Annotated in this window: 14 protein-coding genes; 7 read left to right on the forward strand and 7 right to left on the reverse strand. The window is 56.6% G+C overall.

Going from position 1 to position 14,189, the window contains the following annotated elements; all coding sequences use genetic code 11:
- Positions 1–164 precede the first annotated feature (164 nt).
- A complete protein-coding gene (locus HEQ18_RS11000; protein WP_432814746.1) occupies positions 165–2,243 on the forward strand; it encodes a M3 family metallopeptidase in 2,079 nt (692 codons plus the stop codon).
- A gap of 197 nt (positions 2,244–2,440) precedes the next feature.
- Here the strand turns inward: HEQ18_RS11000 and HEQ18_RS11005 are convergent, their stop codons facing one another.
- Positions 2,441–3,277 carry a S1/P1 nuclease gene (locus HEQ18_RS11005; protein WP_432814747.1) on the reverse strand — a complete coding sequence of 279 codons (837 nt, stop codon included), beginning with the start codon at positions 3,275–3,277 and terminating at the stop codon, positions 2,441–2,443.
- A 94-nt stretch (positions 3,278–3,371) separates the two neighbouring features.
- On the opposite strand from HEQ18_RS11005, the gene bla reads away from it, so the two are divergent.
- The 6 genes from bla (at position 3,372) to HEQ18_RS11035 (ending at position 7,592) form a co-directional block, all read left to right on the forward strand.
- Positions 3,372–4,295 (forward strand): class A beta-lactamase, encoded by a 924-nt coding sequence (gene bla, locus HEQ18_RS11010; RefSeq protein ID WP_296196185.1) that lies wholly within the window; start codon positions 3,372–3,374, stop codon positions 4,293–4,295.
- A 76-nt stretch (positions 4,296–4,371) separates the two neighbouring features.
- Positions 4,372–5,511: a flavodoxin-dependent (E)-4-hydroxy-3-methylbut-2-enyl-diphosphate synthase gene (gene ispG, locus HEQ18_RS11015; RefSeq protein ID WP_432815999.1), complete on the forward strand. Its 1,140-nt coding sequence runs from the start codon at positions 4,372–4,374 to the stop codon at positions 5,509–5,511.
- Between the two features lie 44 nt (positions 5,512–5,555).
- Complete coding sequence (locus HEQ18_RS11020) at positions 5,556–5,813, forward strand: type II toxin-antitoxin system VapB family antitoxin (RefSeq protein ID WP_397581005.1); 258 nt, start codon at positions 5,556–5,558, stop codon at positions 5,811–5,813.
- Entirely contained in the window at positions 5,810–6,205 is a 396-nt protein-coding gene (locus HEQ18_RS11025) for a type II toxin-antitoxin system VapC family toxin (RefSeq protein WP_432814748.1), read from the forward strand. Before HEQ18_RS11020 ends, HEQ18_RS11025 begins: the two co-directional genes overlap by 4 nt.
- Entirely contained in the window at positions 6,202–6,687 is a 486-nt protein-coding gene (locus HEQ18_RS11030) for an N-acetyltransferase family protein (RefSeq protein WP_432814749.1), read from the forward strand. The genes HEQ18_RS11025 and HEQ18_RS11030 overlap by 4 nt, the downstream gene beginning before the upstream one ends.
- A 2-nt stretch (positions 6,688–6,689) precedes the next feature.
- The gene (locus HEQ18_RS11035; protein WP_432814750.1) at positions 6,690–7,592 is read left to right on the forward strand and encodes a DMT family transporter; all 903 of its coding nucleotides are present in this window, start codon (positions 6,690–6,692) and stop codon (positions 7,590–7,592) included.
- A gap of 202 nt (positions 7,593–7,794) precedes the next feature.
- Here HEQ18_RS11035 and HEQ18_RS11040 read toward each other — a convergent pair whose 3' ends face one another.
- The 6 genes from HEQ18_RS11040 to HEQ18_RS11065 all read right to left on the reverse strand — a co-directional run bounded on the left by HEQ18_RS11040 (position 7,795) and on the right by HEQ18_RS11065 (position 14,161).
- Complete coding sequence (locus HEQ18_RS11040) at positions 7,795–8,985, reverse strand: serine hydrolase domain-containing protein (protein WP_432814751.1); 1,191 nt, start codon at positions 8,983–8,985, stop codon at positions 7,795–7,797.
- Positions 8,982–9,794: an SDR family NAD(P)-dependent oxidoreductase gene (locus HEQ18_RS11045; protein ID WP_432814752.1), complete on the reverse strand. Its 813-nt coding sequence runs from the start codon at positions 9,792–9,794 to the stop codon at positions 8,982–8,984. The genes HEQ18_RS11040 and HEQ18_RS11045 overlap by 4 nt, the downstream gene beginning before the upstream one ends.
- Positions 9,791–10,552 (reverse strand): SDR family NAD(P)-dependent oxidoreductase, encoded by a 762-nt coding sequence (locus HEQ18_RS11050; RefSeq protein ID WP_397581034.1) that lies wholly within the window; start codon positions 10,550–10,552, stop codon positions 9,791–9,793. Before HEQ18_RS11050 ends, HEQ18_RS11045 begins: the two co-directional genes overlap by 4 nt.
- Positions 10,553–10,713: 161 nt before the next feature.
- Positions 10,714–11,796, reverse strand: a complete 1,083-nt coding sequence (locus HEQ18_RS11055; protein WP_432814753.1) for a phosphotransferase family protein — start codon at positions 11,794–11,796, stop codon at positions 10,714–10,716.
- Positions 11,793–12,881: a Zn-dependent alcohol dehydrogenase gene (locus tag HEQ18_RS11060; protein WP_432814754.1), complete on the reverse strand. Its 1,089-nt coding sequence runs from the start codon at positions 12,879–12,881 to the stop codon at positions 11,793–11,795. Before HEQ18_RS11060 ends, HEQ18_RS11055 begins: the two co-directional genes overlap by 4 nt.
- Entirely contained in the window at positions 12,878–14,161 is a 1,284-nt protein-coding gene (locus HEQ18_RS11065; RefSeq protein ID WP_432814755.1) for an acyl-CoA dehydrogenase family protein, read from the reverse strand. Before HEQ18_RS11065 ends, HEQ18_RS11060 begins: the two co-directional genes overlap by 4 nt.
- Between the last annotated feature and the right edge of the window lie 28 nt (positions 14,162–14,189).

A 14,189-nucleotide genomic window follows, 5' to 3' on the forward strand; every position in this document is an offset into this window, starting at 1 on the left:
GAGACAGTTTTGGCGAACAGGAGGTTTGCTTGCGCGGCGCGATGCGCTATCCCCGTTTTCATGAAGCGCCAGAATGGCAGCAGCATGACCCAGAGGAGCAAAATTAGGTGAGAAGACAGCACATCATAATGAGCGCAGCGGCGCTTTTATTGTCAGGAGTATCAATGACAGCGGTTGCACAAGCAAAGGAAATGAATGCTGGCCAGGCTGCGAATGAACCCGCCTTGCTGCAGGAATGGACTGGCCCTTATGACGGTGTGCCGCCATGGGATCAGGTTAAAGTGTCGCAATTTCCGGCTGCATTCCAAGCCGCGATGGATGCATCAAAGGCCGAATTTGAAGCCATGCTTGCAAAGCCCGAGGCCATTAGCTTTGACAATACGATCACTGCCAGCGAGCTGTCGGGTGACGAAATTGGCCGGTTATTCTCCATATGGGGCGTCCATTCGTCTAACTTGTCCAGCCCTGAAGTGCGCAAAATTCAGGCCGAGTGGGAGCCGAAGTTGAGTGCGTTCTTCTCCGAATTGTCGCTGGATGCGCGTTATTTCCAGCGCGTAAAATATTTATATGATCAGCGCGCCAATCTGGGTCTCAATGCACAGCAGATGCGGTTGTTGGAGCGGACCTATGACGGCTTGGTCCGGAATGGCGCGATGCTTGATGCAGCACAGAAAGCGCAAGTCATCCGCATTGAGACCGACCTGTCGAGCAAGTTTTCCGCTTTTTCTGACAAGGTGCTTGCTGATGAGGAAACCTTCATTCTGATAACGCAAAAGGCCGATTTGGCTGGCCTACCGGAAAGTTTTGTCGCGTCGTTGCAAGCCGCGGCGAAGGCGAAAGGCCAGAGCGGATGGGCCGTCGTCAACACCCGTTCAGCGGTACAGCCATTCCTCGAAAACGCGACTCGTCGTGATTTGCGCGAAAAAGTCTGGCGTGCTTTCACCAAGCGTGGCGATAATAAGAATGCCAATGACACGAACGCGACCATCGCCGAAATCCTGAAACTGCGTCAACAGCGCGCCGAAATTTTGGGTTTTGCCACCCATGCGCATTACCGGATGGCCGATACCATGGCGCAGGACCCGAATCAGGCGATGGACCTGATGATGAAGGTTTGGCCCGCCGCAGTGGCGCGCGTGCGCGAAGAAGTCGCGGATATGCAGGCAATCGCCAATGCGGACAACATTACCATCGCGCCATGGGATTATCGCTTCTACGCCGAAAAAGTGCGCAAGGCGAAATATGACCTCGATCAAGAAGCGGTAAAGCCGTATTTCCAATTGGATAATATGGTCGCCGCGATGTTTGATGCCGCAGGCAAATTATACGGCATGAGCTTCACCGAAAATACCGGCACGATTCCGGTGTTTGAACCCAAAGTGCGGACATTTGAGGTCAGGCGCGATGGCAAGATTATTGGCCTATTCTATCTCGACAACTTCGCACGCGCAGGAAAGCGTTCGGGCGCGTGGATGACCACCTATCGCAGCCAGCATAAACTGGGCGGTAAGAACAATATCGTGCTGGCGTCGAACAACAATAATTTCGTGCCTGGCGCCGATGGCATGCCCACGTTGATCAGCATCGATGATGCATCAACCTTGTTCCACGAATTTGGCCATGCCATTCATTATCTCAATTACGACATCACCTGGCCTGGCCTTGGCGGGACCCCGCGCGATTTTGTCGAATATCCCAGCCAAGTGAACGAAAATTGGTTGCTGACGCCCTATATTCTCAACACATATGCCAAGCATTATAAGACCGGCGAGCCGATTCCAGCCGCCTTGGTCGAGAAAATCCGGGCAAGTGAGACGTTCAACCAAGGATTCTCCACGGTTGAATATCTGTCGAGCGCAATATTGGATATGAAATTGCATAACCGAAGCGCGCCTGTGACTGATCCCGCCGCCTTTGAACGCGATAACCTTGCAGAAATCGGCATGCCAAAGGAAATGGTCATGCGGCACCGCCTGCCGCAGTTTAACCACCTGTTTTCCAGCGACAGCTATTCGGCGGGCTATTACAGCTATCTTTGGTCCGAAACCATGGATGCCGACACTTGGGCCGCCTTCACCGAAAAGGGTGATGTCTGGGACAAGGAAACGGCAGAGCGTTTCCGCTCCATGCTGATGGCGACTGGTAATGAAACCGACCGGATCGAGGCCTATCGCGCGTTCCGTGGTCGTGACCCCGACGTCAAATACATCATGAAAAAGCGCGGATTTCCAACCGGCGAATAAGGCGCTGTGATGGCATCAAAAAAGGGGGCGGCGCAGGCGACAATCTGCGCAGCCCCTTTTTTGTTGCAACCCGCCTTTGGGCATTTGCGATGCTTCGACACATGAAGGCACGCAGCGAGATCGTCGATGTCGATAGTCTTTTACAACTAAAGCGAGAGCAAGATGCAAAGAAACAGCGAAGCGGCCAGATTTAAGGCCTAGCGTAAAGCCTCATCCAACAACCGCGCCAAACGGATGCCGCCGCGTTCGACCTGTTGACGTAACGCCGCGCGCGATGCAGCGACGTCGGCTTCGTCAAAGATGACGGGTGCGGTTGGTTTCGCGCCACAAGGGTCACCATCCATCGCGCGTGGATAGGCAATGTTTTTTGACACGGCCCAATTCTCCTCACTCCAGCTGCGCACGTCGCCTTGCACGACCGCTGCTTTTTCGGTTGGTGAAAATACGCGGACAATAAAGGGTGCGGCTGACAGCGCGCGGTCGGCCAAAAGCCCGTCCCACACCGCATGGAGATTATATCCAGGCATCACACCATAAGTGGTTTTCAGGTCATTGCCGCCGCGATCGGCTCGGTCGCCAGCATGTAATGGCTGATGCATGTCGCCGACAAAATGGATCAAGAAAGCAAGCGCCTCCAACCGGACATGCGCCGGCAGGGCCTTGTTCGATAGCAGCGCGAAGTTGCGGTCAATCTGCGCTGAAACGCAATTGCCATCGGCGCAGGCGCTTTTCAAATCGAATGGCTTGCAGATGTCGATATTCTGGTAATGCCAACTGTTGGTGTAGCCCCAGCGCAGCCGGTCGCCCTTGATGCAGTCCGCCCAAACGCTGACGTCCGCGATATTGCGCATCGCACATTTTGGTGTGCCAAGCATCGGTGCCGCGCGCAACAGCCGCTGCATATGCGCGCGCGCCTTCGGTGACATATTGGCTTGGGCAATGTGCGCCACCGTCTCATGACCATATTCCCAATAAGCCTGGGCAGGTGCCAATGGTGCGAACAAGAGGACGAGCGAAATAAGGAAGCGTTTCATAAATGCGCCTTAGTTTGTATCCATGCGTAAATCAAAGCAGTAGGCGCATGCATTGCGATTTGGTGCCACTAGCGAAAACATTGGAGGGCGGGTGATGGATATTGATAGACGCGGGCTCATGGCAGGTGCTGCGGCGTTGACGATCGCCGGCTGCGCTGGGCCGCGGCAAGTGCGCCCCTCCGTTTCCGCCAATGCCGCGTTGGCGGCGCTAGAGGTGCGCGCTGGCGGACGGCTAGGGGCGTTGGTGCTCGACACGGCATCGGGGCGTATGATGGGGCATCATTATGATGACGCCTTTGCCATGTGCTCTACCTTCAAGCTCGCGCTCGCCGCAGCGGTTTTGCAACAGGCGGATCAAGGCAGGCTGAAACTGGATACGGTGCTGCCTTATTCGCAAGCGGATATGGTCCCACACGCCCCCGTCACAGGGCCGAATTTGGCAAAAGGTGCGATGCGCATCATCGATTTGGCTGAAGCTGCGCAAAAGACCAGCGATAATGTGGCGGCCAATCTGCTGATGAAACATCTGGGCGGGCCGGCCGCCATTACCGGCATTTTCCGTAGTTGGGGCGATGACGTCACGCGGCTTGACCGGTACGAGCCGGACGTGAACAACGTCCCGCCCGGCGAGGTCCGCGATACGACTTCGCCGCGCGCATTTGCGTGGATGATGGCGCGACTTTTGACAGACGACCGAATATTGCAGCCGAGTTCGCGTGATATGTTGATCCAATGGATGGTCGATACCGCTACGGGTATGAAGCGGATCCGAGGCGGCCTCCCCGCTTCTTGGAAAAGTGGCGATAAAACCGGAACCGCCAACAGCGCATATTTCAATAACAAGACCAATGATGTCGCCATTTTCTGGCCGCCCGCACGGCCTCCGGTCATTGTGACGGCCTTTTATGAAGCGGACGGGAAATATGAACAGACCCGCGATTCTGATCAGGCCGTGCTTGCCGAAATAGGCAAAATTGCTGCAGCGCAAGCAGTGGCGTGGCACGGTGTTCTAGACTGATGAGCGTATCGCACTGTCCTGAAAACAGTTCAGGATGATGATTGCGGGAAAATGCCAAGCCGCCTATATCACGTCCATGTCTTCTATTCGTCCTTGGCGCGACATTGCGCGCCGTCCGTCCCGCCAGATCATGGTCGGTAAAGTCCCTGTCGGCGGCAATGCCCCGATCTCGGTGCAAACCATGACCAATACGCTAACCAGTGATGCTGCGGCCACGATCGACCAGATCCGCCGGTGTGAGGATGCAGGCGTCGATATCATTCGCGTATCCTGCCCCGATGTGGAGAGCACGGCGGCGCTGAAACAGATTGTCCGTGCGGCCAATGTACCCATCGTCGCCGATATTCATTTTCATTACAAACGCGCGCTGGAGGCAGCGGACGCTGGCGCGGCATGCTTGCGGATCAACCCCGGCAATATCGGTTCGTCCGAACGCGTGAAGGAGGTGGTCAACGCCGCCAAAGCCAATGGTTGCGCGATCCGGATCGGCGTGAACGCAGGCAGCTTGGAAAAAGACCTGCTCGAAAAATATGGCGAGCCGTGCCCGGAGGCGCTGATTGAAAGCGCGCTTGACCATATCAAGCTGCTGCAGGACCATGACTTCCACGAATTTAAAGTCGCGGTGAAGGCATCGGACGTTTTCCTGGCGGTTGCCGCCTATATGGGCCTTGCCGACGCCGTCGACTGCCCCTTGCATCTTGGCATTACCGAAGCGGGCGGGTTGATTGGCGGCACGGTCAAATCATCCATCGGCATGGGCAATTTGTTGTGGGCAGGGATTGGCGATACGATCCGCGTCAGCCTGTCTGCCGAACCCGAAGAAGAAGTGCGCGTTGGCTATGAAATTCTGAAGGCCTTGGGCCTGCGCACACGCGGCGTGCGCGTCGTCAGCTGCCCAAGCTGCGCCCGCCAAGGCTTTGACGTCATCCGCACGGTGCAAAAGCTGGAGGATGCGCTTGGCCATATCAAAACACCCATGTCGCTCTCGGTCCTCGGCTGCGTCGTCAATGGCCCCGGCGAAGCGCGCGAGACCGACATCGGCATCACCGGCGGCGGCAATGGCAAGCATATGGTCTATCTGTCAGGCGTCACCGACCATCATGTTGAGGATGACGACATGATCAGCCACATCGTGCGTCTGGTCGAAGCCAAAGCTGCAGAGATCGATGCGGGCACCAGCGTCAGCATGGATACATTGCACGGGAAAGCGGCTTGAGTGTTTTCTAGAAATATTGTATAAAATTCTAGAAAGGGGATATCATGGGCCTCAGCATAAAAAATGACGTAACCGAACAATTGGTGCGCGAGCTTGCCCGCCGCAAGGGCGTGGGTGTAACGTCCGCAGTCGATCTTGCTGTCCGCAACGAATTGGCGATTACGCCGCCGCTGAAGAAAGACCCGGCCGCGATTATGGAAGCGGTCCGGAAGATTCAGGAAAATGTGGCCAAGCTTCCAATGCTCGATGACCGTTCGGCGGATGAAATACTGGGTTATGATGAAAACGGACTGCCTAATTGATCGTAGTCGATAGTTCGGCCCTAGTTGCGATCTTGCTTCGCGAAAGTGACCATATTCAGTTTGCGACAGCCATTGCCGATGCGAAGGAATTGCTCATCGCAGCGCCCAATGCTCTCGAATTTTCGATGGTGGCAATCGGCAAATTTGGAGATGAAGGCGGGCTTATGGCCGAAGCTTTGATTGCTCAGACCGAAATATCGATCGTTCCATTTGACGCCCAGCAAGTTTCGTTTGCCGTTGCGGCATTCTTGCGCTTTGGTCGGGGCCGCAACCATCCCGCGCGACTGAACTTTGGCGATTGCATGGCTTATGCGTTGGCAAAATCCTTGGATGCGCCGCTTCTGTTCAAAGGCAATGACTTTTCGTGCACGGACGTTAAGTGCGCCATATGACCCTATCCACTCGTCCCGCCACCGCCGAAGACATCTCGCTCATCGGGCAATTTATTCGCGACCTTGCGGAATATGAAAAGCTGGCGCATGCCGTGCGCTTTGACGAGGCGGTGATGGCGCAAAAGCTGTTTGGACCACGGCCTTATGCCGAGGTGTTGATTGGCGAGATTGACGGCGTGGCGCAGGGTTTTGCTTTATTCTTCCACAATTTTTCGACCTTCGAAGGACGGCCCGGAATCTATCTGGAGGATTTGTTTGTCCGGCCGGATGCACGTGGTTCGGGGCTGGGTAAGGCGTTGCTGGGCAGGCTTGCCGCGCTTGCGGTCGAACGGGATTGTGCGCGGCTTGAATGGTCGGTGCTCGATTGGAACACGCCCGCGATTGATTTTTACAAGGCGCTGGGGGCCATGCCCATGGACGAATGGACCGTCTACCGCGTCGATGGTGCAGCGCTCCAAACCCTTGCCATACATAGCCTGTAAACATGGCTGAACTGCATCCGCGTCCGTTCATCCCGTTCATGGCGGCGGCGGCGGGCATTGCTACATTCTCATTGATGGATGCGGTGATGAAAGACATCGCTTTGTCGCTTGGTGCCTACAACGCGGTGATGTGGCGCCATTGCCTTGGCACGTTATTCATGGGGCTATTGTTTGTCGGAACGCGGCAGAAATGGCCGCCTGTACACATTCTGAAAATGCATCTTTGGCGCAGCATCATCGTGTCGGTCATGGCGGTCAGCTTTTTCTGGTCACTGACGCAATTGCCGCTGGCCGAGGCCATCGGACTTAGCTTCATCGCGCCTGTCATCGCGCTCTATCTCGCCGCTGTTATGCTGGGGGAGACGATAGGCCGTTCCGCCAAATGGGCGTCGCTGGCGGGGCTTGGCGGGGTGGTGATTATCATGGCTGGCCGGTTGAGCGGACACTATACCAGCGGGCATCTCTGGGGCGCTGCGGCGGTGTTGTTTTCGGCGGTGGTGTTTGCGTATAATCTTATCCTCGCCCGGCGGCAGGCGCAGGTCGCGGGGCCCATTGAAATCGCCTTTTTCCAGAATCTGTTTGTCGCGGCAACGCTTGGCCTTGTTGCGCCATGGTTTTTGCAGCCGATAGGCATGTTCGATGCGCCCATGATCGGCGGTGCCGCGGCGCTTGCGATTATCTCGTTGTTACTGCTGAGCTGGGCCTATGCCCGGGCGGAGGCGCAGATTTTGATTCCGGTCGAATATACCGCCTTTGTCTGGGCGGCGTTTTTCGGCTGGCTGTTCTTTGCCGAGCCGGTGACATGGTCTTTGCTTTTGGGCACGGCCTTGATCGTGGCCGGAAGCCTGATCGCGGCAAGGGCAAAGCCGGAGCCCGTAAGCCAAGTGGAGGTTGCTACGGTTTAAGGAGGGGGTTGTGCCTAAACCTTTTTTTGCTCACCCACGGCTGTGTCACCCTGAACTTGTTTTGGCGGTGCCAGCCTTCGGCTCCAGGGTCCATTCCGCCTCTAGGCCCTTCGGCCCGCGTGGCACGATGGATGCTGAACCAAGTTGTGCCCTGCACGCCATCGGCTCCAGCATGACGTGGTGTATGTGCAGAACCGTTCGCCTACGCCGCCAGCGCGGAATAAATCATCGTCTTGATCTCGCGGCGCACGGGGTAGGTGGTCGATGGCAGCAATTGCGTCATGAAAATCATGATGATGTCCTCAACCGGATCGACGAAAAACGCGGTGGAATACATGCCGCCCCAATAAAAATCTCCGTTGGAACAAGGCGCAAGTGTCGCGGCACTGTCGATGGTCGTGGCAAAGCCAAGGCCAAAGCCAATGCCGGCCATTTCGGCCTCACTGAACAAAGATTTCGACATTTGCGTCAGGTCTTGACCGCCGGGGATATGATTGGCGGTCATCAATTCTATCGTCTTGGGGCTGAGTATTTGTGCGCCGTCAAACGCGCCGCCGTTCAGCAGCATCCGGCAGAACCGATGATAATCCGCAACGCTCGACGCTAGGCCGCCGCCGCCGGAATTGAATGACCAGCCCTTGGCCCACATGCTGTCGGCGCCAGCCTTGTCAATCAGCTTCATTTTGGCTTCGGGGTCAAAGCCAAAGCCTTCGGGGATTCGCGCTGCCTTGTCGGCGGGCACTTGGAAGAATGTATCGGTCATGCCCAAGGGCGCGAAAATATGCATTTGGAAATATTCAGGCAATGACAGCCCGCTGATCCGTTCCAACAATATGCCGACTATGTCGGTGGCAACCGAATAATTCCACTGCGTGCCTGGGTCGAATTCCAGCGGGATGTGCGCGAGTGTGTCAATCACGCTTTGCGATGTATTTTTGGACCAGCTTTCCAGTTCGGTCTTGCGATAGGCCGCATCGACATTGCCTTGTTCCTGAAAGCTATAGGTGAATCCGGCTGTATGCCGCAGCAAGTCAACCACCCGCATTTGGGTGGACGGCGCGCGCGTCATAAATGGCACATTGCCGCCGCCGCCCACAAACACGCCCAATTTCGCAAATTCGGGGATATATTTGGTGACCGGATCCGTCAGCGCGATTTTGCCCTGTTCTACCAACTGCATGAACGCGACCGAGGTGATCGGCTTGGTCATTGATGCGATACGGAAGATAGCATCTTCGGCAACGCCCGAGCTCCATCGCAACGCGATATCGTCGCCACGGCCAACCAACACCGACGCAAATGGCAATTTACCGGTGTCGAGATAATTGGCCTGAATAAATGCGGGAATCCGCGCGAGGCGGTCGGGCAGGAAACCTAAATCTTTGGCGCTCATACTGCGGTTTGTCCTGTTAATTGGCGCGTTACGGGGTGCGAGCTGGAGAGCCCGCCGTCAACAGCAATGGCTTGGCCATTGACATAAGAGGCCTGGTCGCTGGCGAGGAACAACGCGACATTGGCCAGTTCCTCTGGCTGCGCACCTCTGCGCAAGGGGTTCAGGCGACCGATTTTTTCGGTCACGCCCTTTTCACGGGCATAATCAAATGTCGGCTTGGTCATGCCGGTTTCGGTAAGGCCAGGGCAAATCGCGTTGCAGCGGACATTGGTGCCCGACAATTGCTGCGCACTGACCTGCGCCAGATTGATGACGCCAGCCTTTGACGCCGAATAAGGCGGCCCGCCTGCACCCGAACGAATGCCCGCAACGCTTGCGGTCAGGATGATCGAACCGCCATTGCCTGCATCGGCCATGACCTTGCCCGCATGCTTAACCATCAACCACGGTCCAATGAGGTTGACGCGCAGGACGCTGGTGAAATTTTCCACGGTGTTGTCGAAAATCCCCTCCATGCCGCCGGAGATACCCGCGTTTGCAAAGGCGACATCAAGATGGCCGTGGAGCGTGATGGCCTTGGCGACCAAAGCCGCGACATCACTTTCGTCGCCTGCGTCCATTTGGACGGCGGTCGCGGCATCGCCAATCATCGCGGCGGTGTCATGTACCGATGCCGCCATGTCGCCCAAAATGACCTTCGCACCCTCTGCCGCAAAACGGATGGCGGATGCACGGCCAATGCCTGATCCCGCGCCCGTGATAATGGCGACTTTGCCCTCTAATGCACCCTGAGCCTGCCGAAGGGTCATACGACTACGCCCCCATCAACCACGATTGTTTGACCCGTCATAAAGGTGGACGCGTCGGATGCCAGATATACCGCTGCCCCTGCAATCTCACGCGGCTCGCCAATACGGCCCAATGCCGCGCCCGCGGTGGAGGCTTTCAGATTTTCGGGGTTCTCCCAAAGTGCCTTGGCAAAATCGGTCTTCACCAGTCCCGGCGCAATCGAATTGATACGCACATTATGCGGCCCATATTCGCGCGCGAGATTCTTGGTCATCTGGATATCCGCCGCCTTGGTAATCGCATAAGCGCCCAAGATCGGCGACCCGCGCAGGCCGCCAATGGACGACACGATCACGATGGAGCCCGATTTACGTTCGATCATTTCGGGCACGACCATCTGGATCAGCCAATGTTGCGAGACGATGTTGTGATCAAGCGTCTTGCGCAGTTGTTCGTCGGTGATGGTCGCCATCGGGCCATAATGCGGGTTCGACGCCGCATTGCAGACCAAAACATCGACCTTACCAAATGCCTTGTGCGCTTCATCAACCAGGTTTTGCAGGCTTTCCTTGGACGACAGGCTTGATGCCACCGCAATTGCCGCGCCTGTATGCTTGGCATTGATGCCGGCGGCCACCGCTTCGCAATCATCGATATTGCGGCTGGAGATCACAACCTTTGCGCCATGATCGGCCATTTCTTCGGCGATTGCCTGGCCGATGCCGCGCGACGACCCTGTGATGATGGCGACCTTGCCGGTCATATCGAATAAAGACATTTGCATTCCTCTCACTCATTCCTCCCTATCGACTTGCGATGGGGAGATGAAAGCCAAAGCGGCAGCTTTGGATGACGGAGGGGCGGCGACGTTTCATTCCCCTCCACCATCCTGCGGATGGTCCCCCTCCCCATCGCAAGTCGATGGGGAGGAACTTATTTCTACGCCCCGGCCTGTTCCGCAAACTTCCAAGCGGACTCGGCCAGCGGGAACACGCGTTCGGCCATAGCTTGCGCATGTGACGAACTTGCGGTGCCGTCGATGACACGCTTTTTGATACCTTGAATAATCCCGGCGAGCCGGAAGAAATTATAGGCAAAATACCAGTTCATGTCCGGCACGCCGTCACGGTTCGTGGCAGCGCAATAACGCTCCACCATCGCGTCGAGTTCGGGAATACCTAAGCCCGCGCGGTCCAGATCCATGACGCCCGACCGGCCTTCATTCTGCGTCACCCATGCCATTGCGACATAAGTGAAATCAGCCAGCGGGTCGCCCAAGGTCGACAATTCCCAATCCAACACCGCGACGACCTTTGCCTCTTTGGCATCGAAGATCATGTTATCAATGCGATAATCGCCATGGACGACGCTGGTGCGCGTCTGCTCGGGCAGCGTCTTTGGCAGCCATTCAATCAGCCGTTCCATTTCGGGCATATTGTCGGTTTCGGCGAGCCGATATTGCTTCGTCCAACGTTCTACCTGCCGCCCGAAATAATTGCCCGGTTTGCCAAAATCGGAGAGGCCGGCGCCTTCCACATCTACATTGTGCAACGCCGCCAAGGTGTCGATCATCGCCTCATAAGTGGCGCGACGTTCAGGCGGGTTTGACCCCGGCATGGAACCGTCCCAGATAGTGCGCCCTTCGACCATATCCATGATGTAGAACATCGAGCCCGCGACAGTGTCGTCGGTGCACAGGCCAAAGGGTTTGGCGACTGGAAAGCCCGTGGGATAGAGGCCAGCAATGACCTTATACTCCCGGTCAACGGCATGTGCGCTGGGCAGTAGAGCGCCGAAAGGCTTGCGACGCAACACATAAGACCCGCTTTTCGCGTTCAACCGGTAGGTCGGGTTTGACTGCCCACCTGCGAATTTCAGAACCTCGACCGGACCTTCAAATCCTTCTACATTATCCGACATCCATGCCGCCAATTTATCGGCATTGAGGATGTCCACTCCGCTTGGCGCAACGGTGCCGGTAAAGGCCGTCTGCGCGTCAATCGGGGTTGGAGCCGAACTCATTGGTCAAAAACGATGACCGAACGCGCCGAATCGCCGCGCTTCATCTGGTCAAAGCCCTCGTTGATCCGCTCCAGCGGAATGGTCTCCGAAATGATGGTGTCGAGGTCCAAAAGGCCGCGCATGTAGAAATCCACCAGACGCGGAATATCAACAGGGAAGCGGTTGCCGCCCATGATCGCGCCTTGGAGCTTCTTGCCGGACAACAGGTCCATCGCCGACAGGCCAACCGAATGCTGCAATGGCATCATACCAAGTATGGTTGCTGTCCCGCCGCGCTTGAGCGACTTGACGGCAAGCTCACCCGATGCGGGACGACCTACAGCCTCAATTGCATGATCGACGCCGCCCTTGGTCAACTCCTGAATCTGCTTGGCTGCATCAGCATCCATTGGGTCGATAACATCCGTCGCACCCAGCTTCATTGCAAGCGCCCGCTTTTCCGGAATTGGATCAGCAGCAATGATGCGGCCAGCGCCAGCAATTTTCGCAGCATTGATAGTCGCAAGTCCAACGCCGCCACAGCCGATAACGGCCACGGTTTCGCCGGGTGTGACTTTGCATGCGTTGAAAATGGTGCCAGCACCCGTGGTCACGGCGCAGCCGATAACGGACGCTTGCGGCAAAGGCATGTCTGGATGGATTGCGACGCAAGCATGTTCATGCACGAGCATCATTTCGGCATAAGCCGACAGGTTCAGCATCTGGTTCATGATGCTGCCATCGGGGCGTGTCAGGCGAGGTGCTTCGCCTGCTTTACGCCGTGTGTCGCCGCCAAGGCACAAAGACATTCGGCCAGTAACGCAATATTCGCAATGGCCGCAGAACGCGCTCAGGCAAGTCACAACGGCATCGCCGACCTTAACCGTGCGCACTTCGCTGCCCACTGCCTCAACTATGCCCGCGGCCTCATGCCCGGGAATTGCGGGCAAAGGATGCGGATAGGTGCCTTCGATGAAGTGCAGGTCGCTATGGCACAGCCCGCAGGCCGCAGTGCGGATCAGCACCTCATGCGGCCCGGGATTGGCGATGTTGATCTGCTCGATCTGAAGCGGCTTACCCGCTTCGATCAGGACTGCTGCTTTCACCGGGTTGCTCCCATGTCACCGCTCGATAGGCCGTCTTTGCCGCGGCCGCCATGCTTGCCAAGCTCCATACGGGCAATCGCGCGGGCATGCACTTCGTCGGGACCATCGGCCAGACGCAGTGTCCGCTGATGCGCCCAAGCCGATGCCAGACCGAAATCGTCGGACACACCGCCGCCGCCATGCGCTTGGATGGCATTGTCGATGATGCTCAGCGCCATATTCGGAGCCTGCACCTTGATCATCGCGATTTCAGCCGCTGCCGCCTTGTTACCGACCTTGTCCATCATATCCGCTGCCTTGAGGCACAGCAGACGAGTCATTTCGATGTCGATCCGGGCACGGGCAATACGTTCTTCCCACACGCTATGCTCGGCAACGGTTTTGCCAAAGGCGACACGCGATTGCAGACGCTTGCACATTTTCTCCAGCGCCTCTTCTGCAGTTCCAATGGTGCGCATGCAATGGTGAATGCGGCCTGGTCCAAGGCGTCCTTGCGCGATCTCGAACCCGCGACCTTCACCCAGCAACATGTTCGATGCCGGAATGCGGACATCCTTCAATTCGATTTCCATATGACCATGCGGCGCGTCGTCATACCCAAAGACAGGCAGATGGCGCAGAATGTTCACACCGGGGGAATCGAGTTCCATCAACACCATCGATTGTTGCGCATGGCGCTTGGCTTCGAAATCGGTCTTGCCCATGACAATCGCGATCTTGCAACGCGGGTCGCCTGCGCCTGATGACCACCATTTCACGCCGTTAAGGACATATTCGTCGCCTTCGCGGCGGATTGATGTTTCGATGTTTGTAGCATCCGAAGACGCAACGGCTGGCTCCGTCATCAAAAACGCCGAACGGATTTCGCCGTTCATCAACGGGATCATCCATTTTTCTTTTTGTGCGGCCGTGCCGTAGCGCAGGAACACTTCCATATTGCCGGTGTCTGGTGCCGAACAGTTATAGACTTCAGATGCAAAACCGATGCGGCCCATTTCTTCGGCGCATAATGCATATTCCATGTTGGTGAGGCCGGGGCCATCAAAATGCACGCTGTCGTCGACATGCACGCGGCCCGACGTTGGCGGCATGAACAAGTTCCAAAGGCCAGCGGCCTTCGCGCGCGCCTTTTCCTCCTCAACGACTTGAAGCACTTTCCAACGGTCGCCCACTGCCTGCTCGGCATAATAATCGGCGACGCGTGGACGCAAGAAGCGCTCATTATGGTCGCGGATCCGGTCCCGCCAGTAAGTTTGCTTGTCGTTGAGATCGAAATCCATGGCTCATTCCTCTTTTCAATTTTAATTG

Origin of the sequence: Sphingorhabdus sp., assembly GCF_050921905.1 — a bacterium.
Classification (GTDB): Bacteria; Pseudomonadota; Alphaproteobacteria; order Sphingomonadales; family Sphingomonadaceae; genus Sphingorhabdus_B.